This window comes from Burkholderia sp. MSh2 (genome assembly GCF_000731655.1).
Lineage (GTDB): Bacteria > Pseudomonadota > Gammaproteobacteria > Burkholderiales > Burkholderiaceae > Burkholderia > Burkholderia paludis.
Genome location: NZ_JPGM01000003.1, coordinates 222,651 through 248,483 on the forward strand (window position 1 = coordinate 222,651; position 25,833 = coordinate 248,483).

Annotated in this window: 21 protein-coding genes; 11 read left to right on the forward strand and 10 right to left on the reverse strand. The window is 68.4% G+C overall.

The window, feature by feature from the left end:
* The first annotated feature begins 148 nt into the window (after positions 1-148).
* Positions 149-676: an Lrp/AsnC family transcriptional regulator gene (locus tag GQ57_RS02395; RefSeq protein WP_031397369.1), complete on the forward strand. Its 528-nt coding sequence runs from the start codon at positions 149-151 to the stop codon at positions 674-676.
* Positions 677-909: 233 nt separating this feature from the next.
* On the forward strand, positions 910-2,631 hold the full coding sequence (gene poxB / locus GQ57_RS02400; protein ID WP_034196971.1) for a ubiquinone-dependent pyruvate dehydrogenase: 1,722 nt from the start codon (positions 910-912) through the stop codon (positions 2,629-2,631).
* 174 nt (positions 2,632-2,805) lie between these two features.
* Here the strand turns inward: poxB and GQ57_RS02405 are convergent, their stop codons facing one another.
* Positions 2,806-3,723, reverse strand: coding sequence for a LysR family transcriptional regulator (locus GQ57_RS02405; protein WP_034196972.1), 918 nt, complete (start codon positions 3,721-3,723; stop codon positions 2,806-2,808).
* Positions 3,724-3,841: 118 nt separating this feature from the next.
* Here GQ57_RS02405 and GQ57_RS02410 point away from each other — a divergent pair, with 118 nt between their 5' ends.
* From GQ57_RS02410 to GQ57_RS02425, 4 genes are all read left to right on the forward strand, one after another.
* The gene (locus tag GQ57_RS02410) at positions 3,842-4,825 is read left to right on the forward strand and encodes an aldo/keto reductase (protein ID WP_031397372.1); all 984 of its coding nucleotides are present in this window, start codon (positions 3,842-3,844) and stop codon (positions 4,823-4,825) included.
* A gap of 373 nt (positions 4,826-5,198) precedes the next feature.
* Positions 5,199-6,638, forward strand: a complete 1,440-nt coding sequence (locus GQ57_RS02415; RefSeq protein ID WP_031397373.1) for an alkaline phosphatase — start codon at positions 5,199-5,201, stop codon at positions 6,636-6,638.
* 32 nt (positions 6,639-6,670) lie between these two features.
* The gene (locus GQ57_RS02420) at positions 6,671-8,062 is read left to right on the forward strand and encodes an alkaline phosphatase (protein ID WP_034196973.1); all 1,392 of its coding nucleotides are present in this window, start codon (positions 6,671-6,673) and stop codon (positions 8,060-8,062) included.
* A gap of 33 nt (positions 8,063-8,095) precedes the next feature.
* The gene (locus tag GQ57_RS02425; protein ID WP_034196974.1) at positions 8,096-8,833 is read left to right on the forward strand and encodes a hypothetical protein; all 738 of its coding nucleotides are present in this window, start codon (positions 8,096-8,098) and stop codon (positions 8,831-8,833) included.
* Positions 8,834-8,957: 124 nt separating this feature from the next.
* Here the strand turns inward: GQ57_RS02425 and GQ57_RS02430 are convergent, their stop codons facing one another.
* From GQ57_RS02430 to GQ57_RS02440, 3 genes are all read right to left on the reverse strand, one after another.
* Positions 8,958-10,097 (reverse strand): acyltransferase family protein, encoded by a 1,140-nt coding sequence (locus GQ57_RS02430; protein ID WP_034196975.1) that lies wholly within the window; start codon positions 10,095-10,097, stop codon positions 8,958-8,960.
* Entirely contained in the window at positions 10,094-10,885 is a 792-nt protein-coding gene (gene blaOXA, locus GQ57_RS02435) for an OXA-1043 family class D beta-lactamase (protein ID WP_063934549.1), read from the reverse strand. Before blaOXA ends, GQ57_RS02430 begins: the two co-directional genes overlap by 4 nt.
* Before the next feature lie 348 nt (positions 10,886-11,233).
* Complete coding sequence (locus GQ57_RS02440) at positions 11,234-12,385, reverse strand: porin (protein WP_031397378.1); 1,152 nt, start codon at positions 12,383-12,385, stop codon at positions 11,234-11,236.
* A 575-nt stretch (positions 12,386-12,960) separates the two neighbouring features.
* Here GQ57_RS02440 and GQ57_RS02445 point away from each other — a divergent pair.
* The 3 genes from GQ57_RS02445 to GQ57_RS02455 all read left to right on the forward strand — a co-directional run bounded on the left by GQ57_RS02445 (position 12,961) and on the right by GQ57_RS02455 (position 15,870).
* Positions 12,961-13,998 carry an ABC transporter substrate-binding protein gene (locus GQ57_RS02445; RefSeq protein WP_031397379.1) on the forward strand — a complete coding sequence of 346 codons (1,038 nt, stop codon included), beginning with the start codon at positions 12,961-12,963 and terminating at the stop codon, positions 13,996-13,998.
* A gap of 70 nt (positions 13,999-14,068) precedes the next feature.
* Positions 14,069-15,034, forward strand: coding sequence for an ABC transporter permease (locus GQ57_RS02450; protein ID WP_031397380.1), 966 nt, complete (start codon positions 14,069-14,071; stop codon positions 15,032-15,034).
* 14 nt (positions 15,035-15,048) lie between these two features.
* Complete coding sequence (locus GQ57_RS02455; RefSeq protein WP_052001014.1) at positions 15,049-15,870, forward strand: quaternary amine ABC transporter ATP-binding protein; 822 nt, start codon at positions 15,049-15,051, stop codon at positions 15,868-15,870.
* 14 nt (positions 15,871-15,884) lie between these two features.
* Here the strand turns inward: GQ57_RS02455 and GQ57_RS02460 are convergent, their stop codons facing one another.
* Positions 15,885-16,916, reverse strand: coding sequence for an NAD(P)H-quinone oxidoreductase (locus GQ57_RS02460; RefSeq protein ID WP_081896559.1), 1,032 nt, complete (start codon positions 16,914-16,916; stop codon positions 15,885-15,887).
* A gap of 121 nt (positions 16,917-17,037) precedes the next feature.
* Here GQ57_RS02460 and GQ57_RS02465 point away from each other — a divergent pair, with 121 nt between their 5' ends.
* On the forward strand, positions 17,038-17,946 hold the full coding sequence (locus GQ57_RS02465) for a LysR family transcriptional regulator (protein ID WP_052001015.1): 909 nt from the start codon (positions 17,038-17,040) through the stop codon (positions 17,944-17,946).
* Positions 17,947-18,055: 109 nt separating this feature from the next.
* Here GQ57_RS02465 and GQ57_RS02470 read toward each other — a convergent pair whose 3' ends face one another.
* Positions 18,056-18,763: a hypothetical protein gene (locus tag GQ57_RS02470; RefSeq protein ID WP_034196978.1), complete on the reverse strand. Its 708-nt coding sequence runs from the start codon at positions 18,761-18,763 to the stop codon at positions 18,056-18,058.
* Positions 18,764-18,872: 109 nt separating this feature from the next.
* Here GQ57_RS02470 and GQ57_RS02475 point away from each other — a divergent pair, with 109 nt between their 5' ends.
* Positions 18,873-19,775: a LysR family transcriptional regulator gene (locus GQ57_RS02475; protein ID WP_031397385.1), complete on the forward strand. Its 903-nt coding sequence runs from the start codon at positions 18,873-18,875 to the stop codon at positions 19,773-19,775.
* Positions 19,776-19,811: 36 nt separating this feature from the next.
* On the opposite strand, the gene GQ57_RS02480 is transcribed toward GQ57_RS02475, so the two are convergent.
* The 4 genes from GQ57_RS02480 to aldA form a co-directional block, all read right to left on the reverse strand.
* On the reverse strand, positions 19,812-21,479 hold the full coding sequence (locus GQ57_RS02480) for a GMC family oxidoreductase (RefSeq protein ID WP_034196979.1): 1,668 nt from the start codon (positions 21,477-21,479) through the stop codon (positions 19,812-19,814).
* A 16-nt stretch (positions 21,480-21,495) separates the two neighbouring features.
* The gene (locus GQ57_RS02485) at positions 21,496-22,713 is read right to left on the reverse strand and encodes a mandelate racemase/muconate lactonizing enzyme family protein (protein WP_034196980.1); all 1,218 of its coding nucleotides are present in this window, start codon (positions 22,711-22,713) and stop codon (positions 21,496-21,498) included.
* Positions 22,710-24,056, reverse strand: a complete 1,347-nt coding sequence (locus GQ57_RS02490) for an MFS transporter (protein ID WP_034197004.1) — start codon at positions 24,054-24,056, stop codon at positions 22,710-22,712. The genes GQ57_RS02485 and GQ57_RS02490 overlap by 4 nt, the downstream gene beginning before the upstream one ends.
* A gap of 128 nt (positions 24,057-24,184) precedes the next feature.
* Positions 24,185-25,609, reverse strand: coding sequence for an aldehyde dehydrogenase (gene aldA / locus GQ57_RS02495; RefSeq protein ID WP_034196981.1), 1,425 nt, complete (start codon positions 25,607-25,609; stop codon positions 24,185-24,187).
* Positions 25,610-25,833: the final 224 nt, after the last annotated feature.

The following is a 25,833-nucleotide window of genomic DNA, read 5'->3' on the forward strand; positions in this document are numbered from 1 at the left end:
CCAGTCTCCCGCGCACCGGCGGCGGCACGCATCAATGGGACTCATGCTACGCGCCAGTCGCCAGAATATGCGTCTGATTTCATTGGGAATTTGCCGGCGGATAGTGTAAATATTCCGGAATCGACACGAGACAGGGAATATTCGAACCATGAACGCCCCCGCGAAGCGGCTCGACCGCATCGACATCGGCATCCTGAACCAGCTTCAGCAGAACGCACGGATCACGAACGCGGAACTGGCGCGCGCGGTGAACCTGTCGACGACGCCGTGCTTCAACCGCGTGCGCGCGCTCGAGAAGCTCGGGCTGATCCGGCAGCAGGTCACGCTGCTCGATCCCGAGCCGCTCGGGCTGCGGATCAACGTGTTCATCCAGGTGAGCCTCGAAAAGCAGGCCGAGGACGCGCTGCAGCGCTTCGAGGAGGCGATCTCGCAGCGGCCCGAGGTGATGGAGTGCTATTTGATGTCGGGCGACGCCGACTACCTGCTGCGGGTCGTGATGCCCGACATGCGCACGCTCGAGCGCTTCATCATCGAGCGCCTGACGACGATTCCCGGCGTGTCGAACATCCGTTCGAGCTTCGCGCTGAAACAGGTGCGCTACAAGACCGCGCTGCCGCTGCCGGCGGCGGGGCTCACGCTCGTCGATCCGGACGAAGCCGCGTCCGACTGGAGCTGAGCGCGCACCGTCCGCCTGTCCGTTCGCCGACACGACGTTGACGGAACCATGACGCCCGCCGCGCCCGTCGCGCCGGATCGAACCAATCGCGCGCCGGCGCCTCATACGGCAGTCGGTCGGCCTGCGCCGTCGCGCCGCCGCGCGGGTCGATGGCGTATGCTCGGCCGGTCGGTGCCGGTTGCGCACGCACGACCGGTTCCTGTGTGTCTCGATCCATCCACAGCGAGGGCATCATGGCAAGACAGTCGATGGCGGAATACCTGGCGAAGACACTCGCGGCAGCGGGCGTCGAGCGCATCTGGGGCGTGACGGGCGACAGCCTGAACGGCCTGTCGTTCAGCCTGAGCCAGATCGGCTCGATTCGCTGGATGCACACGCGGCACGAGGAAAGCGCCGCGTTCGCGGCCGGCGCCGATGCCGCGTCGACCGGGCGGCTCGCGGTGTGCGCGGGCAGTTGCGGCCCCGGCAACCTGCACCTGATCAACGGGCTGTACGACTGTCACCGCAATCACCAGCCGGTGCTCGCGATCGCCGCGCACATCCCGTCGACCGAGATCGGCCTCGGCTACTTCCAGGAAACCCATCCGCAGGAAGTGTTCCGCGAGTGCAGCCATTTCGCGGAACTCGTGACCAACGCGTCGCAGTTCCCGCGCGTGCTCGCGCGCGCGATGCGCACCGCGATCGACGAACGCGGCGTCGCGGTGATCGTGCTGCCGGGCGACATCGCGCTCGGCGACGGCCCCGACGAAGCCCCGGCATGGAGCGCGGCGTCGCCGCCGTCGATCGTGCCGGCGGAGGCCGATCTCGACCGGCTCGCGGCGCTGCTGAACGGCTCGGACGCGATCACGCTGCTGTGCGGCAGCGGCACGCAGGGCGCGCACGACGAGGTGGTCGCGCTGGCGGACACGCTCGGCGCGCCGGTCGTGCATGCGCTGCGCGGCAAGCAGTTCGTCGAATGGGACAACCCGTTCGACGTCGGGATGACCGGGCTGATCGGCTTCAGCTCGGGCTATCACGCGATGGACTCGTGCGACACGCTGCTGATGCTCGGCACCGATTTCCCGTACCGGCCGTTCTATCCGGCGAACGCGAAGATCGCGCAGATCGACTGGAAGGGCTCGCAGCTCGGGCATCGCGCGCCGCTCGCGCTCGGCCTCGTCGGCACCGTGAAGGAAACGCTCGCGGCGCTGCTGCCGCGTCTCACGCGCAAGACGCAGCGGCGTTTCCTCGAGAATGCGCTGAAGCATTACGCGGCCGCGCGCAAGGGCCTCGACGATCTCGCGGTGGCCGAGCCGCCGGGCCGCGCGATTCATCCGCAATACCTGACGAAGATCGTCGACACAGTCGCGGCCGAGGACGCGATCTTCACGGCCGACGTCGGCACGCCGACGCTGTGGGCCGCGCGCTATCTGACGATGAACGGCAAGCGGCAACTGCACGGCTCGTTCAACCACGGCTCGATGGCGAACGCGATGCCGCAGGCGCTCGGCGCGCAGGGCGCGCACCCGGGGCGGCAGGTGGTGTCGCTGTCGGGCGACGGCGGGCTGTCGATGCTGCTCGGCGATCTGCTGAGCGCGCGCCAGCTCAAGCTGCCGATCAAGATCGTCGTGTACAACAACAGCCTGCTCGGCTTCGTGTCGATGGAACTGAAGGCGGCCGGCTATCTCGACACCAACGTCGACCTGAGCCCGACCGACTTCGCGGCGATCGCGAAGGGCGCGGGCATCTTCAGCGTGCGCGTCGAGCATTCGGAGAACGTCGAGGAAGCGTTGTGCACCGCGTTCGCGCATGACGGGCCGGCGGTGGTCGACGTCGTCACGTCGAAGTACGAGCTTGCGATGCCGCCGAAGATCGAGCTCGCGCATGCGAAGGGGTTCAGCCTGTTCATGCTGCGCGCGATCCTCAGCGGGCGCGGCGACGAGATCGTCGAACTGGCGCGAACCAACCTGCGGTGAGACGCGCCGCGCGGCGCTGCTGCGGGCAGCGCCCGCGGCGTACCGCATCGACGCCCGCGCCGGGGTGCGTTCGGCGTCGCATGACGAATCGAACACCCCAAGGACATGACGCAGGCGTGCGCCGCACGGCACGGCGTCGGCCGCGATGAGGTTTCGGTGCGCTTGCGCGTGCGTTCAAGCCGGCGTCGCGTCGCACTCGGTGGCCGCCCACTCGCGCACGGCCTCGACGAACAGCCGCAGCGCCGCCGGCGGATGCCGGTTCGCCGGATAGTAGAGGCACAGGCTGTCGAACGTCTGGCTCCACCCGGGCAGCACCTGCACCAGCCGCCCCGACGCCAGATGCTCGGCCACGCGCGATTCCGTGACCCACGCGATCCCGATGCCGGCCAGCGCCGCGTCGATCATCAGCGTCTGGTTGCCGAGCGTCAGCGGCCCGTCGACGTCGACGCTCACGCGCCTGCCGTCGCGCATCAGATCCCAGCGATAGAGCGCGCCGCTCTCGAAGCGGTAGCGGATGCATGCGTGACGCGCGAGGTCCTGCGGGCTGTCCGGCGGCGCGTGCCGCGACAGATAGCCGGGCGATGCGATCGCGACGAAGCGCATCGGGCCGCCGAAGCGCACGGCGATCATGTCGCGCGGCACGTCCTCGTGCACGCGGATGCCGGCGTCGAAGCCGTGTTCGACGATGTCGATCAGCCGCGAATCGACGACGAATTCGATGTGGATGTCCGGGTAGCGGGCGACGAAGGCCGGCAACACGTGCCGGATCAGCGGACGCGACGCGGCTTCCGATGCGTTGATCCGGATCTGGCCGGACGGGCGGTTGCGGGCGCTCGCGGCGTCGTTCAGCGCGTCCTCGAGATCGGCCACCGCGGGCCGCACGCGCACCAGCAACTGTTCGCCGGCCGCCGTCAGGGCGACCGAGCGCGTCGTGCGGTTGAACAGGCGCACGCCGAGCCGTGCCTCGAGATGGCGGATCGCATGGCTCAGCGCCGACGGCGAGACGCCCAGGATGCGCGCCGCGCCGCTGAAGCTGCGCTGCTCCGCGATCGTGATGAAGCTCGTCAGTTCGCCGATGTCGGTGCGCTGCATTCGTGAAAATTCCTCAATAACGCATGAAATGGTACGCCGATTGTTGAGCGGTATCCATCAACCTACACTGGGTCATCGGCGTTCCGTCGATCGTTTTCACCTTCAGCAGGAGAGATTCATGCAAACACGCAAGCTTGGAAACAGCGGCCTCGAAGTCTCGGCGATCGGGCTCGGCTGCATGGGATTGAGTTACGGCTACGGCCCTGCGACCGACAAGGCGAGCGGCATCGCGCTGATCCGCGCCGCGTTCGAGCGCGGCGTGACGTTCTTCGATACGGCGGAAGCGTATGGCCCGTTCGTCAACGAGGAACTGGTCGGCGAGGCGCTGGCGCCGTTTCGCGACCAGGTCGTGATCGCGACCAAGTTCGGCTTCAAGAATGCCGAGCCGATGACGGGCGTCGACAGCCGGCCGTCGCATATCCGCGATGTGGCCGAGGCGGCGCTGAAGCGGCTGAAGATCGATCGCATCGACCTGTTCTACCAGCATCGCGTCGATCCGGACGTGCCGATCGAGGACGTGGCGGGCACCGTCAAGGACCTGATCCGCGAGGGCAAGGTCGCGCACTTCGGGCTGTCGGAAGCCGGCGAGCAGACGATTCGCCGCGCGCACGCGGTGCAGCCGGTGGCCGCGCTGCAGAGTGAGTACTCGCTGTGGTGGCGCGAGCCGGAGGAACGAATCCTGCCGACGCTCGAGGAGCTCGGCATCGGCTTCGTGCCGTTCAGCCCGCTCGGAAAGGGCTTCCTGACCGGCGCGATCGACGCGAGCACGACGTTCGCCGCGAACGACTTCCGCAACGTCGTGCCGCGTTTCTCGGAGGAAAACCGCAAGGCCAACGCGGGCCTCGTCGATCTGCTGGGCCGCATCGCCGCCGACAAGGGTGCGACGCGCGCGCAGATCGCGCTGGCCTGGCTGCTGGCCCGCAAGCCGTGGATCGTGCCGATTCCGGGCACGACGAAGCTGCACCGGCTCGATGAAAACGTGGGGGCGGCCGCCGTCGCGCTGACCGCCGACGACCTGGCCGCGATCGAGACGGCGCTGCGGCAGATTCGGATCGTCGGCGAGCGTTATCCGGCGCACTTCCAGCAGCGCATCGACCGCTGAACGGGCACGGCGACGGGCGCGCGGCACGGGCGCGCCCGTTGCGTGACCGGGGCGTTTTTACGTCGCTCCGGGCCCGCGTTTTCCGGAATCGATCCGGTTGCCGCGCTTTCCGTCGCGGGCCGATATGGCCGACAGGCGCATGCACGGGCCTCGTGTCGCGGCCCTGCGCCGCCGGGGAAACGGCGTGCCGAAGCCGGCGGCGCAACCGCGCGGGGGGCGATGACGAAGCCGGACGCGCGGGAAGCGCGGCCGCGCACCGCATCCTTTCAAAATAAATACACTTCCTTCCAGTTTCCATTCATATCGGCGTCACATCCGGTTCCTACCATCGCCTTTCATTTCGAAAGCATCAACGGCGGGGAGAACCGGCAACATGAATCGAATCAAACTGGCGGCGCTGCTGTGTGCCGGCGCCTTTGCGCTGGCCGGATGCGGCAGCGACGACGGCCCGACCAGCACGTCGCCCGCACAGCCGCCCGTGCAGGCCGCGGCGCGCAACGTGATCTTCTTCCTCGGCGACGGCATGGGGATCACGACGCTGACGGCCGCGCGCATCTATGCGGTCGGGGAAGACGGCGCGCTCACGATCGACACGCTGCCGGAATCGGCGTTCGTGAAGACGTATTCCAACGACGCGCAGGTGACGGACAGCGCGCCGTCGATGTCGGCGTACATGACCGGCGTCAAGACCAACAACGAAGTGATCTCGATGTCGCCCGACACGAAGGCGATCGAGCCGACCGCCGGCCTCACCGGCAACTGCGGCGCGAACAACGGCAAATCGGCGACGACGCTGCTGGAGATCGCGAAGGCGAAGGGGTGGGCGACGGGCGTCGTGACGACCACGCGCGTCACCCATGCGACGCCGGCCGCGACCTACGCGCACGTCTGCCATCGCGACGCCGAGAACGACATCGCCGCGCAGCTCGTGCCGGGCGGCGCGGGCTACAACGGCGCGCTGGGCGACGGCGTCGACGTCGTGCTGGGCGGCGGCACGCAGTTCTTCGTGCCGAAGGACGGCGGCGGCAAGCGCACCGACGGGCGCAACCTGGTCAACGAGCTGAAGGCGAAGGGTTACGCGTTCGCGCAGAACCGCGACGATCTGCTGGCGGCCGATGCGACGAAGAGCGGCAAGCTGGTCGGCCTGTTCTCGTCGAGCCACATGAGCTACGACCTCGATCGCGGCGCGACGAAGGAGCCGAGCCTCACCGACATGGCGACGCGCGCGCTCGACGTGCTGCAGAAGAACCCGAACGGCTATTTCCTGATGGTCGAAGGCGGCCGGATCGACCACGCGCTGCACGACACCAACGCGAAGCGCGCGCTGCAGGACACGGTCGCGTTCGACAACGCGATCAAGGCGACGATCGACAAGGTGCGCAAGACCGATCCCGACCTGAAGAACACGCTGATCGTCGTCACGGCCGACCACGACCACACGCTGGTGCTGAACGGCTATGCGGCGCGCACCGGCAAGACCGAAGCGGGCAAGCCCGGCGTGCTGGGCGTGTTGCGCAGCTACCAGACGGGCGCGGTGGCGAAGGATGCGGACGGCTCGCCGTACACGATCATCGGCTTCGGCAACGGCGAGAACCGCGTGCAGGGCAGCCGCGCGGGCACCGCGCTCACCGACGCGGTGGCGGGCGCCGACGACTATCGCCAGGAGGCGGTCGTGCGGATGGACAAGGGCAACGAGACGCACGGCGGCACCGATGTGTTCCTCGGTGCGATCGGCCGCGGCGCGGATGCGTTCCACGGCGTGATCGAGAACAGCAAGGTCTTCGAGCTAGTGCGCAACGCGGTGCAGCTTTGAGCGCCGACCATACGGGTACAGGGGAATACAGGATGTCGATCATCAAGTGCATCGCGGCGGCGCTGGCCGTCGCGGGTTTCGCAGGCGGCCCGGCGCAGGCCGCCGGCCAGGCGAAGAACGTGATTTTCTTTCTCGGCGACGGCATGGGGCCGACGACCGTGACGGCGAGCCGGATCTACAAGGCCGGCGAGTCCGGGCAGCTGACGATGGAGAAGCTGGCGCGCACCGCGCGCGTCAAGACCTTCTCGAACGACGCGCAGACGACCGACAGCGCGCCGTCGATGGCCGCGTACATGACCGGCGTGAAGATGAACAACGAAGTGCTGTCGATGTCGTCCGACACGCGCGCCGTGGCGCCGGGCAGCGACGCCAACGGCAACAAGACCGTCAACAACTGCGCGCCCGGCAACGGCCAGCCGGCCGCGACGCTGCTGGAGCTGGCAAAGGCGCGCGGCAAGGCGGTGGGCGCGATCACGACGACCGAGCTCACGCACGCGACGCCGGCCGCGACCTTTTCGCACATCTGCCATCGCGACGCGCAGTACGACATCGCCGCGCAGGCGGCGCCGGGCGGGGCCGGCTACAACGCGGCGCTCGGCGACGGCGTCGACGTGCTGATGGGCGGCGGACGCAACCACTGGACGCCGTTCGATCCGGCAAGCAACAAGCGTGGCCGGGCCGACGGGCGCAACCTGCTCGCGGAGATGAAGACGAAGGGCTACACGGTGGTGGCCACGAAGGACCAGCTCGCGCAGGCCGGCAACGGCAAGCTGATCGGGCTGTTCAGCTCGACGAGCCATCTCGAGTACGAGCTGGACCGCGTGGCGGGCAAAGGCGAAGGGCCGTCGCAGCCGAGCCTGGCGGAGATGACGTCGAAGGCGATCGACGTGCTGTCGAAGAATTCGAACGGCTACTTCCTGATGGTCGAAGGCGGCCGGATCGACCATGCGCTGCACGGCACCAACGCGAAGCGCGCGCTCGAGGACACGGTGGCGTTCGACGAAGCGATCCGCGTCGCGCTGTCGAAGGTCGACCTGTCGAACACGCTGATCGTCGTGACGGCCGACCACGACCACACGATGACGATCAACGGCTATTCGAAGCGCGGCAATCCGATTCTCGACATCAGCCGCAACTATCGCGACGGCCAGCCGAGCAAGGATGCCGACGGCAATACCTACACGACGCTGGTGTTCGGCAACGGCGCGAACCGGCCGAACGTGCGCACGTCGGTCGATTCGGCCACCGCGACGCACGAGGCGTATCTGCAGGAAGTCGGCGTGCGGATGGGCAGCGCGGGCTCGGAGACGCACGGCGGCGGCGACGTGATGCTGTTCGCCGACGGCGCGGATGCGAAGGCGTTCAAGGGGACGATCGACAACACGAAGGTGTTCGGGCTCGTGCGCTCGGCGTTCGGTTTCTGAGCGCGGCGACGCCACGATGAACGGGAACCTGCGATGAAACGCCACTTCCTCTGCGCGCTCGCGTGCGGGCTGGCCGCGGCCTCCGCGTTCGCCTCGGCGGATCTCGACGCCGTGCTGCTGCACGAGAGCCGCACGGTGACGGCCGACGGCGTGACGCGCACCACGACGTATCGCGAACGGATGGTGCGGCGCGACGGGCATGTGTGGGTCGAGCGCGTGCTGCCGGTCGCGGCGGCGGGCGGTCACGACGACGAGCACGATCATGACCGCGCGCCGCGCGCCGGCGTGCAGCCGGCCGCCGCCCGCGCCGGTCACGCCGGCCACAAGCACTTCAATTTCCAGGCGGCCGCGCGGCACGTGACTTACGACGGCAAGGCGGCGCGCATCGAGTATGTGGATGCGGCGAACCGCACGGTGGTCGGCGTGCCGCCGGCCGAGTACGAAACCACGGGCTTCGACGGCTCGTGGGACAACGCGTATTACGTGACGCCGCCGTCGCAACTGAAGCGGCTCGCGGTCGCGAAGCGCGGTGACGCGCCCGGCACGCGCTGGTACGAGCAGGCGGTCGACACGCCCGGCGCGCGCGGCGTGAACCGGATCCTGTGGAGCGAGAAGTGGCAGGCGCCGCTGTCGGTCGAGTACCGGAGCGCCGACGGCAGCGTCGTGCGCAAGCTGACGTTGACGCCGGCGGCGGCCGCGCGGCGGGAGACGTTGCCGTGGCAGGCGCTCGCCGGCTATACGCGCAAGGAATACGCGGACTATCTGGACTGAGCAACGACGCGTACGCGGGGTTTGCGGTCGGGCCGGCCCGTATCGTCACGCGATACGGCCGGGCCCTGGCCGGTTTTTTCTCGTCGGCTTCGCGCCGCGCCCGGCCGCGATCGCCGACGCCGCGCTAGAAGCGCGCGCCGTCCGGCACGCGCGCCGCGGGCCGCGACGCGATCCGCTTGACGAAGCGGTCGAGCGGGTTGGCATAGCCGCGCGCGATCGCCGCGCTCAGCGCCACCGACAACACCAGGTAAGCGATCAGCAACGGCAGCTTGACGTCGCCGTGCGTGGTCGACGGCGGCCAGAACGTACGCAGCCCGCCGAGCACGATCAGGTGGAACAGGTACAGCTCGTAGCTCAGCTTGCCGGCCCGGCGCAGCGGCGTGAGCAGGCGGCCGTGCGCGCGCTCGCCGTCGACGTGCGCGCCGATCAGCAGCACGGCCGTGCCGAGCGCCATCGCGGTGACGCCGGCGACGTGGCTTTCCGCGATCGGCCAGGCCAGATACAGCGCGGCCATCGCCGCCGCGACGGGCCACTGCACGAACGGCGCGGCCAGCAGTCGCCCGTTCACGCGCTCGGCCAGCAACGCGGTGCAGCAGCCGATCGCGATGCCGTCGAAGGACGCGAAGTACGCGTACAGGAACCCGCCTTCGTCGCCGGCGTGCGTGAAGCGGTACACGGGCCCGATCGCGGCGATGACCACCCAGAACGCGACGAGCCGCGCCTCGCGGCGCAGCGCGATGCACAGCAGCGGAAACGACAGGTAGAACACCTCTTCCACCGACAGCGACCACAGCACGCCGAGCGCGTAGTTGACCCAGCCGTAGGCGCCGATCAGCACGTTCATCCAGAACGTCAGCGATGCGAGGTTCACGAGCCAGAACGACACGGCGATGCCCTGCGGCGCGTGGTTCTGGAAGATCGGCACGCCGGCCGCCGCGAGGCCGTTGACGAGCGCGAGCAGCAGCAGCAGGCACGGGACGATGCGCGCGACGCGCGACACGTAGAACGCGCGCACGTCGACCGCGCCGAGGTTGCCCCAGCGGCGCCGCGCGTTCGACGTGATCAGGTAGCCGGAGATCACGAAGAACATCGTCACGCCGTAGTTGCCGTTGCGCACGACCGCATCCACCGCGTCCCAGCCCAGCGCACGCGTGAGCGACGCGTTGCTCAGCGAATACGGGATGTCGAAGTGATGCAGCAGGACCAGCAGGATCGACACGCCGCGCAGCAGGTCGATCCGCGCGTTGCGCGGGCCGGCGCTCATTGCGGCCTCCCGACCGGTTCGGCGAGGGTCGGCAGCGCCTCCAGGAACGTATCGCGTGCGCGCAGGCCGGCGTTCGGCGTCTGCCGCTGGTCGTCCTGCATCAGGTAAGCGAACACGAGCGTGCGCGGCCCTTTGGCCGCCCAGCCGACGAACCAGCCGTACGCGTGCGACGCATCGTACCTGGGCCCCGGCGACCCGGTGCCCGTCTTGCCGTGCACGATCCAGCCGCCGGGCTGCGCGTCGATCAGCGTGATGCGCTCGGTCATGTCGTACGCGTGCGCGCTGACGGGCAGCGTCCGGTTCGCGATCTTGCGCATGAAGCCGATCTGTTCGAGCGGCGAGATGCGCAGCGACGAATTGACCCATGCGCCCATCACGCCGTTCAGTTCGCCCTGCGGGCTGGTCGCGTCCGCGTTGCCATAGCCGAACGCGTTGGTGTACTGCTGGAAGCGCGCCTGCCCGAGCGCCTGCGCGACCTGCTGCGAATACCAGAAAACCGACAGCTTCATCCAGCGCGCCGGATCGGTCGGCTCGCGCCACGGCGCGCCGCCCCAGTCGGGGTAGCCGTCGTGGAAGTCGAGCGTCGGCGTGTGCTCGTCCTTCAGGATGCCCGCATCGAAGCCCATCAGGCTGAGGGCAACCTTGAACGTCGACGCCGGCGTCACGCGGGTCGCGCAATCGCCTTGCTGCACGAGCACCTGGCCGGTGGCGGCGTCGGCGACGACGGTGCAGAGCGGACGGGCATGGGAAGTCGCGGTGGCCAGAAGGCCGGCGGCGAAGGTGAACAGCGCGCGGCGCCAGTGCTTCAAGTGACACTCCTTGGGGATCTGTGGCAGGCGCACGGTGCGGGCGGAAGGCGGCAGGCCGTGCGTAATGAAGGCGACGGCCGGCATCGGGAAAGATGGTGAGGGCGGCCGTCGCGCAGGCCCACAGTGTATCGACGGATCGTGGTCCGTTGTCCTGTCACGGTTGACGGGGCCGTTGCATGCCCATTGGCCCGTTTCGGCGGCGGCGGCCGGTCACGCGCCGCGGCGCCCATGAAAAAACCCGCCGGCAGGCGAGGGCCTGCGGGCGGGCGAAGACACCTCGGGCCGACCGGCGCGGGTGCCGCGTGAAGAACGGAGAACCGGGGCGCGTCAGAACTTGTGGCGCAGCGCGATGCGCACGGCCACCTGGTTCGACGTCGACGACGGTGCGTCGGTGCCGGGGATGAACGCGTTGTCGAGGATCGAGTTCGTCTTGTCGCCGGCGATGTGCTGGTACGCGGCCTGCACGTACACGTCGGTGCGCTTCGACAGGTTGTAGTCGGCCATCAGCCCGGCCGAGTGGATCTTCGGCTTCGCGTCGCCGGTCGATGCGTCGTACTTCTCGAGCGACAGCACGTACTGCGCGCCGACCATGAACGCCGGCGTGATCTGGTAGGCGCCGTTGATTTCGAAGTTCTGGTACTTGATCGCGCTGACCGTCGCCCCCGGCGCGATGATCGCGCCCGGCGTGCCGAGGTAGCCGTTGCCGGTGGGGTTCGTGTAGTTCGAGTTGGTGTACACGAAGCCGAGCGTCGCGGGACCGAACGTGTAGTTGATGCCCGCGCCGAACACGCGCATGCGCTCGGCGATGTAGCTCGCGTCGTTCGCGGTGATCGCGCCGGCCGAGCCGTCGCCCGGATGGTTCGCCTGCAGGTACGCGGCGCCGACCAGCAGGCCGTTGTTCTGGTACTGCGCGCCGAAGCTGTACGCGCGGTTGTCGGAGAAGTTCGTGCTGTTGCTGAAGCTGTACGCGCCGCCGAACTGGAAGCCGCCGAAGTTCGGGCTCGCGTACTTCACGGTGTTGTCGAGGCGGAACGAGTTGTCGGTGTTGTCGTTGTCGAACGGGTGCGCGAGCAGGTAGCCGCCCCAGTTGCCGTTGGCCGTGGTCGGCGCGAGATAGTCGACGACGGAGTCGTACTGGCGGCCGAACGTCAGCGTGCCGTACTGCGTCTGGCTCAGGCCGACGTACGCCTGGCGGCCGAACATGCGGCCGCCCTGGTTGAGCCGGCCGGTGTTCACGTCGAAGCCGTTTTCGAGCTGGAAGATCGCCTTCATGCCGCCGCCGAGATCTTCGCTGCCCTTCAGGCCCCAGCGGCTGCCCTGCGCGTAGCCGCTCGCCATCTCGTAGACGTGGCCGGTGCCGACGTTGTTCGTGTAGTTCAGGCCTTCGTCGATCACGCCGTACAGCGTGACGCTGCTTTGCGCGAACGCGGGGGACGCGAAGGCGGTCGTTACGGCCAGCGCCGTCAGGGTCTTTTTCATTGAGAGATCTCCGGGATATCCAGCTTCTTGTATCGGTTGTCGTGAGCGCGTCCGGCGAGGCGCGCTCCGTCATCCGGGGCGATCCGGCGCAGCGCGTGCGGCGCCGGAAACGCGCGGTGCGCGGCGGCGCGGCGACAGGCCGGGTCGGGTCGTGTCTCCTCCGATGACACCCCGCATTCTTCCCAAGCCGAAAAGGAATCGAAAGCGAGTAATTTCGATGGATGGAATCGGGTTCGCCAATGGGGGGCGACGCGCGGTTTCGACAGGCGAAACGCCTTGCGCGGCGCCCGGGGGCCGCGGCGGGCCGGGCCCGCGCCGCGCGGGGGTGCGACGCCGCGCGCGCGGTCTCCCGCGCGGGCCCGGGAAATCGGCCGGGAAGCCCGTCCGGCGGGGCTGACGAGGCGTGCGGAGATCGATTGGCGCTGCCGATTGCAATGATCGGAATTACTCGTTTCCCTAAATAAATTGGCGGCTCAAACATGCAGGCTGACCGGACGAGGATGCGCTCACGATTCGCCGGCCGCCGCGCATGCCGCGACGCACAAACTACAGATTCGATTTGGAGACGACCCACCATGCAGATTCGACGACTGAAAACGGTCCTTCTCGCCGCCGCGGCGATCCTGTCCGCGCCCGCGGCGCATGCGGCCGGCGGCGCGTGCGCCGACGGCAAGACGGTCCATTTCGCGGGCATCACGTGGGAGAGCGGCTCGTTCGCGACCGAAGTGCTGCGGCAGATCATGGAGAAGGGCTACGGCTGCAAGACGGACGTCGTGCCGGGCAGCACGGCCGCCACCGAAACGGCGCTCGCGCGCAACGACCTGCAGATCTGGGCCGAGCAATGGACGGGCCGCAGCGAGATCACCGCGAAGGCCGTCGCGTCCGGCGCGGTGAAGCTGATCGGCGACACGCTGCCGGGCGGCACGACGGAAGGCTGGTTCGTGCCCGACTACGTGGTGAAGGGCGATCCGGCGCGCAACATCAAGCCGGTCGCCGCCGGGCTCGTGTCGGTCGACGATCTGCCGAAGTACAAGCAGGTGTTCGCCGACGAGGAGGAGCCGGACAAGGGCCGCTTCCTGAACTGCCCGACCGGCTGGGACTGCGAGCGCGTGAACACGCGCCTGCTGAAGGTGCTGAAGCTCGACCAGTCGTACACGAATTTCCACCCGGGCACGGGGGCGGCGCTCGACGCGGCGATCGCATCCGCGTACCAGCGCGGCGCGCCGATCGTGTTCTATTACTGGGGCCCGGCCGCGCTGATGGCGAAATACAAGTTCACGGCGCTGAAGATGCCGGCCTATAACGAAGCATGCTGGAAGACGCTGCGCGACGAGAGCAGCACGCACCAGTGCGCGTCGTCTTACATGGTGTCGCGGCTGACGGTCGGCGTGTCGAAGCCGTTCGCCGATGCGAACCCCGATCTGGTCGGCGTGTTCGGCAAGGTGCGCTTCCCGATGGAGTTCCTGAACCAGACGATCCTCGAGATGACGACGAAGAAGATCGACGGCGCGGCGATGGCCACGCAGTTCCTGAAGACCCGCCCGGACCTGTGGAAGCAGTGGGTGCCGGCCGACGTCGCGCAGAAGATCGCCGGCAGCCTGAAGGGCGCGTAACCCGCGCGCGGCGGCGGGCCCGCGCCTGCCGCCGCCGTCACGCGCCTGCACGGCGCGACGGAGAATCAACATGAACGGCTTCTTCCTGCACCTGTCGATCGCCGACTGGGTCAACAGCGCGCTCGAGACTTTCGTCGCGCAATACGGCGACAGCTTCCATCACTTCAGCGTGCTCGTGTTGCGCTACCTGCTCGTGCCGCTCGAAGGCGCGCTGCGCGCGGCGCCGCCGTGGCTCGTGCTGCTCACGGTCGGCGCGATCGCGTGGAATGCGACGCGCCGCATCGGCCTCGGCGCGCTTTTCATGCTGCTGCTCTACGCGATCGGCTGCTTCGGCCTGTGGGACAAGCTGATGCAGACGCTCGCGCTGATGCTCGTGGCGACCGTGCTGTCGGTCGCGATCGGCGTGCCCGCCGGCATTCTCGCGTCGCGCAGCGCATGGCTGCGCCGGATGCTGCTGCCGGTGCTCGACGTGATGCAGACGCTGCCGAGCTTCGTGTACCTGATCCCGGTGCTGATGCTGTTCGGGCTCGGCAAGGTGCCCGCGATCCTCGCGACGATCATCTATGCGCTGCCGCCGCTGATCCGCCTGACCGATCTCGGCATCCGCCAGGTCGATCCGGACGTGACGGAGGCCGCGCGCGCGTTCGGCACGACGCGCTGGCAACTGCTCGTCAACGTGCAGTTGCCGCTCGCGCGGCCGAGCATCATGGCCGGCATCAACCAGACCACGATGATGGCGCTGTCGATGGTCGTGATCGCGTCGATGATCGGCTCGCGCGGGCTCGGCGAGGACGTGCTCGCGGGCATCCAGACGCTCGACGTCGGCAAGGGCACGCAGGCCGGCCTCGCGATCGTGATCCTCGCGATCGTGATCGACCGGATCAGCCAGGGCTTCGGCCAGGAACGGCGGGCGCGCCGGCGGCTCGCGCAGCAGCGCCGCCAGAAGGGCGCGTCGCGCGTGCCGTACCGGCTGCCGCGCAAGGCGCAGTCGGCGGGCGTCGATTCGAATCAGGCGACGCAATCGTCGCGCGCATAGGAACGGAGGCGAACATGGCGACCATCGACGTCAAACACGTGTACAAGCTGTTCGGGCCGCAGGCCGCGCATGCGCGCGTGCTCGACCTGCTGCGCTCGGGCAAGCGCAAGGCCGAGGTGCTGGCCGAAACGGGCTGCAACGTCGGGCTGAACGACGTGAGCCTCAGTATCGAGTCGGGCGAAATCTTCGTGATCATGGGGCTGTCTGGCTCCGGGAAATCGACGCTCGTGCGGCACTTCAACCGGCTGATCGAGCCGACGGCCGGCGAGATCGTGATCGACGGCAGCGACGTGATCAAGCTCGACGCGCACGGGCTGCGCGAGCTGCGCCGCTTCAAGGTCAGCATGGTGTTCCAGAACTTCGGGCTGCTGCCGCACCAGACCGTGCTCGACAACGCCGCGTACGCGCTGCGCACGCGCGGCGAGAAGCGGCACGACGCGGCCGAGGCCGCGCGCAACTGGCTGACGAAGGTCGGGCTCGACGGGTATGGCGATCATTACCCGGACGAACTGTCGGGCGGGATGCGGCAGCGCGTCGGGCTGGCGCGCGCGCTGGCGGCCGATACCGACGTGCTGCTGATGGACGAGGCGTTCTCCGCGCTCGATCCGCTGATCCGCACCGAGATGCAGGATCAACTGCTCGAACTGCAGGCGACGCTCGCGAAGACGATCGTGTTCATCACGCACGATCTCGACGAGGCGCTGCGCATTGGCGACCGGATCGCGATCCTGCGCGACGGCACGCTCGTGCAGGTCGGCACGCCGGACGACATCCTGTCGCGCCCGGCGGACGACTACGTGCGCCGGTTCGTGGAGAAGCGCTCGAGCGTGAACTGACGCGCGGCATCCGGTCAGGCCGCGCGGTGCGCGGCCGTCGTCAGCACGATCTTGCCGATGTGCACGCCCGAGTCGATCAGCACGTGCGCGTCGCGCGCGTCGTCGAGCGGGAAGGTGCGGAACACCTGCGGCCTGACCGTACCGGCCGCGACGTGCGGCCACAGGTGCCGTTCGAGTTCGGCGATGAGCGCGCCTTTTTCCTCCGGCGTGCGCGAGCGCAGCGTCGAACCGATGTGCGTCAGGCGCTTGGTCATCATGGGCCAAACGTCGAGCTCCTTCGCCGGCCCGTTGAGCGCGCTCACCTGCAGAATCCGCCCGTTCATCGCCGCGGCCCGGTAATTGCGCGCGACGTAGTCGCCCGCGATGATGTCGAGGATCACGTCCACGCCCTTGCCGCCCGTGATCGTTTCGACTTCGGCGACGAAATCCTGCTCGCGGTAATGCACCGCGTGATCCGCGCCGAGCCGCAGGCTCGCGGCGCGATGCGCTTCCGAGCCGACTGTCGTGATGACGGTCGATGCGCCCATCGCCTTCGCGATCATCGTCGCGGTGGTGCCGATGCCCGACGCGCCGCCGTGGATCAGCACCGATTCGCCCGCCTGCAGCCGCCCGCGCTGGATCAGGTTCAGCCAGACCGTCAGGAACGTTTCCGGCATCGCCGCGGCTTCGATCATGTCGAGGCCGGGCGGCAGCTTCATCGTCGTGAGGTGATGGGCGACCGCGTATTCCGCATAGCCGCCGCCCGTCACCAGCGCGCTGACCCGGTCGCCCGGCGCGAAGCCGTGCACGGCTTCGCCGGTCGCGACGACTTCGCCCGCGATTTCCAGGCCCGGGAGGTCGGATGCGCCCGGCGGCGGGTTGTAGAACCCCTTGCGTTGCAGCACGTCCGGGCCGTTCACGCCGGCGGCGTGAACCCGGATCAGCACTTCGTCGGCCTTCGGCCGCGGCACGGGGCGACGTGCCGTCGCCAGGACGTCGGGGCCGCCGGGGCGGGTGATTTCGACTGCCGCCATGTCGGCGGGAACGGGGGAGAGCGAATCGGACATGTTTGCCTCGACAAGACAGATGAGTGGTCGGTGAAAAAAGTATAGGCTTGGGCCTTGATGAATTCGCGCAGCGATTTTCACGACCACAGATGCAAATTTGCATCACATCAGGAGAAGGCGCTTGAACTGGGACGACGCGCGGATTTTTCTCGCCATCCACCGGGAACGCAGCCTGCGCGGCGCCGCGCGGGTGGTCGGGCTCGACCAGGCGACGGTCGGCAGGCGGCTCGCGGCACTCGAGCGCGCGCTCGGCGCGACGCTGTTCCTGCGCACGTCGGCCGGTTACGTGCCGACCGCGGTGGGCGAGGTCGCGCTGCGCAACGTGGAGAGGATGGAACAGTCGGCGATCGATCTGATGCGGCAGACCCAGGGCGTCGACCGGCGCCTGGCGGGCGACGTGCGCGTGACGACGACCGATACGATCGGGCTCGAATTCGTGATGCACGCGATGCGCAACCTGCACGACGAGCATCCGGACGTGCGCGTGCTGCTCAACACGTCGACGCAGGTGGAGAACCTGGCCAAGCGCGAGGCGGACATCGCGATCCGCACGATCAAGCCCGACAATCCCGGTCTGCTCATGCGCCGGCTCGCTGCGTGGCCGACGGGGTTGTACGCGTCGGCGGACTATCTGGACCGGCATGGCGAACCGGTGCCCGGCACCGGCTTCGACGGCCACGATCTCGTGTGCTTCCTGCCGCACCTGAATGCGCGCGGCCCGCTCACCGTGGTCGGCGAGCCGGTTCGCGCCGGGCGGATCGTGTCGGGACTGAATTCGAATCTCATGCTGCGCGCGGCGGCGCGCGCCGGGCTCGGGCTCGCCGAACTCCCGGTGCCGATCGCGGCGCGCGACGGGCTCGTGCGCGTGTGGCCGGCGCGCACGTCGGCGCGTCCCTATGAAGTCTGGATGGTGACGCACAAGGATTTGCGGCATACCGCGCGGATGAGCGCGATGATCGATCACATTGTGCGGGTGTTCGACGCCGTGCCGGCGTCGGGCGGTGCGTGGGGGGATGGCGGGCACGTGTGACGCGAGCCGGAAGGACGGCAGGTTGCAACGGGCTGCGCGCTGTCCGCGCCGATCGGAGCGGTGCAACGCGCCGCGCCGAGTTGCGTTTCGGGTCGTGTATCGCCTGCCGTTACGGCTCGATCGACAGATAGCGCGGATAGCGCCCGCTGCCGTAGTTGTCAGGCGTCCTGCATTTCTGGTAACACTGCGTCAGCCGGAACGCGGCCTTCTCCCGGTCCGTCTCGTCGCCGTCCTGCAGCCAGAGCGCGTGGCTTTTCTCCGCGAGCAGGATCAGCAGGCGCCGCCTGGCAGCCGACAGGGCCGAACGCTCCAGCAGGTCGCAGACGAGATTGGCCGTGACCACGCCGAACAGCCGGCGGTGCTCGTGGCGGTCGCTGGACGCGAGCAGCTGCATCGCTTCGGCGAATGCCGCTTCCGCTTCCGCCGCGGATTGTTGAAGCGTGATCGCCGGGAGCGCGAGCGCCGTGATGTAGAGGCGATCGTCGGCGTCGAACCGGTCGAGCGGCGCATGCACGTCCCGCGATTTCTCGAGCACCGCATGCTGGCGGTCGATCCGCCGGCGCGCATCGGCCGGTGCATCGTCGTGCGCGTCCACGAGCCGTTCGAGCGCGTCCATTCCCGCTTCCCAGTCGCCGAGATGCTCGCCGAATACGTGCGCCACGAGCGCCGCCAATTCGACGAGATCCTGCGCGCCCATCGGGAGCGCCAGCCGTTCCCGCAGGCGGGCCGCGACCGCCATCGGCTGCTTCGTATGCTCCTGCCAGTCCTTTATCAGCGATTCGCGCAATTGCGCGTCGTGTACCTGCATCGTTTCCATGTGTTCCTCCGTTCGGTTGCACGAATGGTAGGAGCGGGGATGGTGTGTGTACAGTGCAGGTTTGTCAGATATATGATGCATTCGATGCAAATCTGCGAGGAGCGCGGCGTTGAACCGGATCGACCTGAACCTGCTGCTGGCGCTGAAGGCGCTGATCGACGAGGAAAGCGTGTCGCGTGCGGCGCACAGCCTCGATTTGAGCCCGTCCGCGATGAGCCGGACCCTTGCCCGGGTTCAGGACGCGATCGGCGACAAGGTGCTGGTGCGCGCGGGCAAGGGCATGGTGGCGACCGAAACGGCGCGGCGGCTGAAGGCGCCGCTCGACCGCATCCTTCAGGATGTGGAACTGCTGCTCGGTGCGCAGCACCGGTCGATCGACGCGCAACGCGTGTTCAACATCAGCGCCAACGACGGGTTCATCGATTCGTTCGCGGTGCCCATCATTGCGCAGGCGCACGAGGCATGGCCGCATGCAAGGCTGCGGTTCCTGCCCAAGCACGAGAAGACGGTGGCGCGCCTGCGCAGCGGCGAAGTCGATATCGAAATCGGCGTGATCGGCGAGACGGGGCCGGAGATCATGATCCGCAAGCTGTTCGACGACCGGATGGTCGGTGTGCTGCGCAAAGGCCATCGGCTGGCGCGGCGCCGGATGACGCTGGATGCCTACCTGTCCGTGCCGCACATCAGCGTGTCGCGCAAAGGGCGTTTCCACGGGCCGATCGACGATGCGCTCGGCGAGCAGGGGCGTGAGCGGAACGTCATCGCGGTGGTGCCGAACTTCAAGTCGGGCATCGAGCTGGCCCAGCGTTCGGACTGGATCGTGCAGGTGCCCGAGAAGCACACCGCCGAGGCCCGGCGAGACGTCGTGACGTTCGAGCTGCCGGTCGCCACGCCCGGGCTGGCGATCTCGATCATGTGGCATCCCCGCTTCGACCGGGACGCGGTGCATGCCGGGCTGCGGGACCTGATCGTGAAGGTTTGCCGGCAGATCGTGGACGCCGGGAACGGCTGAGGCCCGGCGGCGGCCGTCGATCCTGCCGGCGCCGCGTCACTGGGCGACCGCCTCCCGTTGCGTCGACGGCACGCCGGCCTGCTGCGCCCGCATCGCATCCGCCAGGATCAGATCCGCGCCTTTCTCCGCGACCATCATCGTCGGCGCGTTGATGTTGCCCGACGTGATGTTCGGGAACACCGACGCATCGACGATGCGCAGCGCCTGCAGACCGTGCACGCGCAACGACGCGTCGACCACCGACGTCGCCGCGTCGGGCCCCATCGCGCACGAGCCGCACAGGTGGTAGATCGATCCCGACTGCTCGCGGAAGTACTGCAGCATCGCCTCGTCCGAGTCGACCTGCGGCCCCGGCGAGATTTCCTCGACCGTCATCGACTTCAGCGCCGGCGCGCGCATCAGCGCACGGATCACCTTGCTGCCCTGCACGGCCTCGTCGAGATCCTTCTGCGTGGTGAGCGCGTTGACGTGAATCTTCGCGGCATCCTCCGCGCGGTCCGACGCGATCTCGATCGTGCCGCGGCTCGTCGGCCGGCACGGGTTGAACGCGATCAGGAAACCCGAATATGGCTCGGGCTTGATGCTCGCGCGGTCGCTTTTCGGAATCCGGTACGACAGCGGGTTGAAGTAGAGCTGGATATTCGGCTCCTGCGCATCGTCCGTGCCGCGGAAGAAGCCGCCGGCCTGGTTCACGCTCATCGCGAGCGGCCCGCGCCGGGTCAGCAGATAGCGCAGCCCGATCTTCAGCTTGCCGACGAGCGTACCCATCTCGTCGTTCAGCGTCGGCCGGTTGGCCTTGAAGTAGAAGCTCACGCACAGGTGATCCTGCAGGTTGCGGCCGACGGCCGGCAGCGCATGCACGAGCGGCACGCGGCGCTGCGCGAGCAGCGCCGGATCGCCGACGCCCGACAGTTGCAGCAGCTTCGGCGTATCGACCGCGCCGGCCGCGAGGATCACCTCGCGCGCGGCGACGAGCGTTTCGTCGCCGTGCGCGCCCGCGACGACCACACCGGTCGCGCGCGTGCCGTCGAACGTCACGCGCCGCACCAGCGCGCCCGGGCGCAGCGTGAGGTTGGCGCGCCCCAGCGCGGGCCGCAGATACGCGACGCTGCTCGAACAGCGCTCGCCGTTCTTCGTGTTCAGGTCGTAGATGCCCGCGCCTTCGAACCGCGCGCCGTTGAAATCGTCGGTGCGCGGCAGGTTCAGTTGCTCGCAGCCCTTCAGGAATTCATCGACGATCGGATGCACGTCGGCCTTCATCGACGTGATGTGGATCGGCCCCGTCGTGCCGTGATGCAGCGGGTCGGTCGCACCGGCCGCATGCGTCTCGAGCTTGCGGAAATACGGCAGCACGTCGTCGTATCCCCAGCCCGGGTTGCCGGCGGCCGCCCAGTCGTCGTAGTCGCTGCGCTGGCCGCGCACGTAGACCATCGCGTTGATCGACCCCGACCCGCCGACCACCTTGCCGCGCGGGCAGTACAACTGACGGTCGCCGAGCTGCGCTTCGGGCTCGCTGTAGTACATCCAGTTGTAGCGGCGGTTGTAGTAGGTCTTCGTGAAGCCCACCGGCACCCTGAACCAGAACGACGCGTCGCGCTCGCCCGCTTCGAGCAGCAGCACCGAGTGCCGGCCCGATTCGCTCAGCCGGTTCGCGAGGATGCAGCCGGCCGAACCCGCGCCGACGATGATGTAGTCGTAAGTCATGTCGCTTCCTTCGCGCTCAGCCCTTCGCGGGGGCCAGGTCCTTCACGTCGACGGGGCGTTCGCCCATCTGCAGGTGCAGCCGCTCGCCGGTGTACGGCGTGTGGCGCTTCACGACGTCCATGTCGAGCTCGATGCCGAGGCCGGGCTCGTTCGACGGGACGATGTAGCCGTCCTCCCAGCGGATCGGCGTCTTCACGACTTCCGCATGGAAGCCGCCCCACGTCATGATGCTTTCCTGGATCAGGAAGTTCGGCGTGCAGGTGGCGAGCTGGATGCTCGCCGCCGCGCCCACCGGCCCGTTGTACAGGTGCGGCGCGATTTGCGCGTAGTGCACTTCGGCGAGCGTCGCGATCTTCTTCGCCTCGAGCAGCCCGCCCACGCGCGCGACGTTCAGTTGCAGGATCGACGCGCCGCCCGCCTGCAGCAGCCTGTGGAATTCGTACTTGGTCGTCAGGCGCTCGCCGGCCGCGATCGGAATCGACGTGTGCCGTGCGACCTGCGCCATGGCGTCTTCCTGGCCTGGCGGCACGGGTTCCTCGAACCACAGCGGGTCGTACTTCTCGAGCCGCTTCGCGAGCCGGATCGCCGACGACGGCACCATCTGCCCGTGCGTGCCGAACAGCAGGTCGGCCTTGTTGCCGACCGCCTCGCGCACCTTGCGGCAGAACGTCTCGCAGCGGTCGAGCACCTCGAGCGACAGCTGGTGGCCGGAGTAGGCCGTGTACGGGCCGGCCGGGTCGAACTTGACGGCCGTGAAGCCGAGCTTCACGTTCTCGGCCGCGCATTCGGCGGCGAGATCGGGATCGTCGTAGTCGTATTCGCCGCGCGCGTTCTTCGGGTACAGGTAGGTGTACGAACGCAGCCGCTCGTGGATCTTGCCGCCGAGCAGCTCGTACACGGGCTTGCCGGCGGCCTTGCCGACGATGTCCCAGCAGGCCATTTCGAGGCCGCTGACGACGCCCATCATCGTCAGGTCGGGCCGCTGCGTGAAGCCGCTCGAATACGCCTGGCGGAACAGCCGCTCGACGTGATGCGGGTCGCGGTTCAGCAGATGGCGTTCGAATACGTCGTCGATGATCGGGGCCATCGCCTTCGGGCCGAACGTCGCCGAATAGATCTCGCCGACGCCTTCGATGCCGTCGTCGGTCTTCAGCTTCACGAAGATCCAGTACATCCCGCCGACATGCGGCGGCGGCACGGCGACGATATGGGTTTCGAGCGAAACGATCTTCATGCGGACTCCTGGAGACGGTTGAGGCGGTATTTGAGGAAGGCGGCGGCGCCCGCGCCGCAGAGCGCGATGGCCGCGATATAGCCGAAATAGAGCTGGTAGCCGTGCGCGCCCGGCCAGGTCTGCGTCACGTAGCCGTTGATCAGCGGCACGAACACGTCGGGCGAATAGCCGAGCACCGAGATCAGGCCGATCGCGAGGCCCGCGCAATGCGTCGGCACCTTGCAGTCGTCGAGCAGCGACCAGTACAGGCCGCGGATCGTGTAGGTGAGGATGCCGATGAACAGCACCAGCACGACGAGCATCGCCTGCGGGCTGTGCGGCGGCGCGGCGATCAGCCCGACGAGCGACAGCGCGGCGAGCACGAGCGCCCAGAACAGCACCGACACCTTCGACACGCGGTCGCCGAGAAACCCGCCGCCGATGCCGCCGACCGGGCGCATCCACAGCTTGAGCGTCGTGATGAAGCCGGCCGCCGTCGCGCTCAGCCCGAAATTGCCTTCGTGCAGGTACGCGGAGAAGCTGTAGGTCGCCCAGAACACCTGGTAGCCGCAGAACACGATCGCCGCGACGAGCCACAGCTCGGGAATGGTCGCGAGCGTCTTCAGGTCGGTCAGCACGTTGCCCCGGCGGTCGCCGTCGGCGCCGCGCCGCGTGGCCGCCGGGCGTTCGCCGGTGCGCGACGGATCCTTCACGAGTGCCAGCAGCACGCCGAGCGCGATGCAGAAGAATGCGTAGAGATGCACGACCAGCCTGAAGCCGGCCGCGTCGGTGCCGCCGTGCGCCTGCGTGACGTACGCGAACAGCGTGATCGCGATCGTCGCGAGCAGCGCCTCGACGAGCCCGCGGCCGCCGTCGAGCAGCCCGAAGAAGCGGCCTTGCTCGTCGGGCCCGGCGATCATGTTCACGCGCTTGATCACGGCCGCCCAGAACGTGAGGCCGGTGGTCAGCCCCCAGCCGCCGAAGATCAGCACGAGCATGTCGAACGACGGGCCGGTGGCATAGACGAGCCCGAGCGCGCCCGTCGCGACCAGCGAGAAGCAGATCAGCCAGCGCGGCGACAGGCGGTCGGCGAGCCAGCCGCTCGGCAGGTAGCTGATCAGGAAGATCGTGCCGAGCGACGAATACAGGTAGCCGAGCTGCACGTCGTCGATGCGGAAGAACTGCAGCATGGTCGGCTGGTACACCTGCCGCAGGTACAGCATCGGATAGATGGCGCCCGCGGCGATCACGAGCAGCAGCAGTTGCAGGTAGCGCTGCGCACGCATGTGCTGCGACACGCCGGCGTCGGGCGTCGTGTCCTGCAACGCGAGCGACGCCGCGGGCGTCGACGGTTGGGTCGGCATGATGTCTTCCTCCATCAGACTTCCTTCACGCGGAAGTCTGCAGATTTGTTTTGATGAGTTCGGGTCGGGGCCGGCGCGCGCGATCGGGTGTCGGCGCGCGCCGGAACGGGCGCGTCGGCGCCGTGGCGTCAGTACTTCATGACGACGAGGCGCGTCTGCGTGAATTCGAGCATTCCGTGCTTGCCGTCGTCGCCGCCGAGGCCCGAGCGTTTCCAGCCGGCATGGAAGCCCTGGTACGGATCGGCCGGCGTGCGGTTCACGTACAGCTCGCCCGCCTCGATCGCGTTCGCGACCTTCATCGCGGTGCGGTAGTGCTCGGTGTAGAGCACCGACGACAGGCCGAACTGGTGGTCGTTCGCGAAGCCGACGGCCTCGTCGATCGTCCGGTAGCGCAGCACGGGCAGGACCGGGCCGAAGGTTTCCTCCTGCACGATTTCCATGTCCTGCCGGCAGTGCGTCAGCAACGTGGCCGGGTAGAAGAAGCCGGGGCCGGTGGGGATCGCGCCGCCGGTCTCGAGCGTCGCGCCGGCCGCGACCGCGCGCTCGACCATCCCGTGGATGTGCGCGCGCGCCGACGCGCTGACGAGCGGGCCCATGTTCGACGGATCGGCCGCGCGGTCGCCGCTGCGGACGGCGGCCATCTTCTCCTTGAGCAGCGCGACGAAGCGGTCGTGCACGCTGTCGTGCACGTACACGCGCTCGATGGCCGTGCAGAGCTGGCCGCAATGGGTCGTCTTCGACGCGACGAGGGCGGCGGCCGCGCGTTCGAGATCGGCGTCGGGCTCGATGATCGCGGGCGTCTTGCCGCCGAGTTCGAGCGACGGCTTCGCGATGTTTTCCTTGCAGTAGTCGAGCACCTTGCGGCCCGCGTTCACGCTGCCCGTCAGCGTGATCATGCCGACCGCCGGATGCGTGCACAGCGCCTCGGCCGTCGCGTGGTCCATCGTCAGGATGTTGACCACGCCCGGCGGGAAGCCCGCCTCGTCGGCGGCCTTCGCGATCTCGAACGCGGACACCGGCGTATGGTTGCTCGGCCGCACGACCACGGTGTTGCCCGCGATCAGCGCGGGCGCGACCTTGCGCAGCAGCGTGTAGACGGGGTAGTTGAACGGGATCAGGCATGCGACGACGCCGATCGGCTCGCGCTGCAGGAACAGGTTCTCGTCGGGCGTGTCGCTCGGGATGATCTCGCCCTCGATCCGGCGCGCCCACTCGGCGTGGTAGCGCGTGATCTGGCCCGCGTAGACGGCTTCGTTCGACGCGTCCTCGACGCTCTTGCCGGATTCCTGGGCGAGTGCCGCGCCGATGTCCGGCGCGCGGGCGGTCAGCGCGTCGGCGAAGCGGTGCAGGCAGGCGGCGCGCTCGGCGCTCGGCAGCGTGCGCCACGACTTCTGCGCGGCGGCCGCGGCGTCGACGGCGGCGCGCGCGGCGGCCGGCGTCGCGGCGGGCACGCGCGCGAACGGCGCTTCGGTGGCGGGGTTGTGGACGACGATGAACGCGTCGCTTTCCGGGGCGACGAAACGGCCGTTCACGTAGTTGCGTTCGGTACGCATGAAGTGGCTCCTCCGTTGGGTGCGCGCGGATCGCTTCGGGTGGCGACACCGCTGCACGGGATAAAGGCCATTCTGTTCATGCGTTTAGCGCACGGCAAACGACTTATTTTCGCGTCGAGCATGAGAAAAATGCACGTTACTCGACGCAGCGGCGGGAGTTACCCGTCGGGCAAGGCTGCGTTGGACGGGGGGGGAGCGGGGGGGGGGGCGGAGATGTTTCTTAT

What these genes read in the sequence shown, in the direction of transcription:
- GQ57_RS02395 (WP_031397369.1), top strand. Translation starts at nt 149, where the DNA reads ATGAACGCCCCCGCGAAGCGGCTCGACCGCATCGACATCGGCATCCTG.
- poxB (WP_034196971.1), top strand. Translation starts at nt 910, where the DNA reads ATGGCAAGACAGTCGATGGCGGAATACCTGGCGAAGACACTCGCGGCA.
- GQ57_RS02405 (WP_034196972.1), bottom strand. Translation starts at nt 3,723, where the DNA reads ATGCAGCGCACCGACATCGGCGAACTGACGAGCTTCATCACGATCGCG.
- GQ57_RS02410 (WP_031397372.1), top strand. Translation starts at nt 3,842, where the DNA reads ATGCAAACACGCAAGCTTGGAAACAGCGGCCTCGAAGTCTCGGCGATC.
- GQ57_RS02415 (WP_031397373.1), top strand. Translation starts at nt 5,199, where the DNA reads ATGAATCGAATCAAACTGGCGGCGCTGCTGTGTGCCGGCGCCTTTGCG.
- GQ57_RS02420 (WP_034196973.1), top strand. Translation starts at nt 6,671, where the DNA reads ATGTCGATCATCAAGTGCATCGCGGCGGCGCTGGCCGTCGCGGGTTTC.
- GQ57_RS02425 (WP_034196974.1), top strand. Translation starts at nt 8,096, where the DNA reads ATGAAACGCCACTTCCTCTGCGCGCTCGCGTGCGGGCTGGCCGCGGCC.
- GQ57_RS02430 (WP_034196975.1), bottom strand. Translation starts at nt 10,097, where the DNA reads ATGAGCGCCGGCCCGCGCAACGCGCGGATCGACCTGCTGCGCGGCGTG.
- GQ57_RS02440 (WP_031397378.1), bottom strand. Translation starts at nt 12,385, where the DNA reads ATGAAAAAGACCCTGACGGCGCTGGCCGTAACGACCGCCTTCGCGTCC.
- GQ57_RS02445 (WP_031397379.1), top strand. Translation starts at nt 12,961, where the DNA reads ATGCAGATTCGACGACTGAAAACGGTCCTTCTCGCCGCCGCGGCGATC.
- GQ57_RS02450 (WP_031397380.1), top strand. Translation starts at nt 14,069, where the DNA reads ATGAACGGCTTCTTCCTGCACCTGTCGATCGCCGACTGGGTCAACAGC.
- GQ57_RS02455 (WP_052001014.1), top strand. Translation starts at nt 15,049, where the DNA reads ATGGCGACCATCGACGTCAAACACGTGTACAAGCTGTTCGGGCCGCAG.
- GQ57_RS02460 (WP_081896559.1), bottom strand. Translation starts at nt 16,916, where the DNA reads ATGTCCGATTCGCTCTCCCCCGTTCCCGCCGACATGGCGGCAGTCGAA.
- GQ57_RS02470 (WP_034196978.1), bottom strand. Translation starts at nt 18,763, where the DNA reads ATGGAAACGATGCAGGTACACGACGCGCAATTGCGCGAATCGCTGATA.
- GQ57_RS02480 (WP_034196979.1), bottom strand. Translation starts at nt 21,479, where the DNA reads ATGACTTACGACTACATCATCGTCGGCGCGGGTTCGGCCGGCTGCATC.
- GQ57_RS02485 (WP_034196980.1), bottom strand. Translation starts at nt 22,713, where the DNA reads ATGAAGATCGTTTCGCTCGAAACCCATATCGTCGCCGTGCCGCCGCCG.
- GQ57_RS02490 (WP_034197004.1), bottom strand. Translation starts at nt 24,056, where the DNA reads ATGCCGACCCAACCGTCGACGCCCGCGGCGTCGCTCGCGTTGCAGGAC.
- aldA (WP_034196981.1), bottom strand. Translation starts at nt 25,609, where the DNA reads ATGCGTACCGAACGCAACTACGTGAACGGCCGTTTCGTCGCCCCGGAA.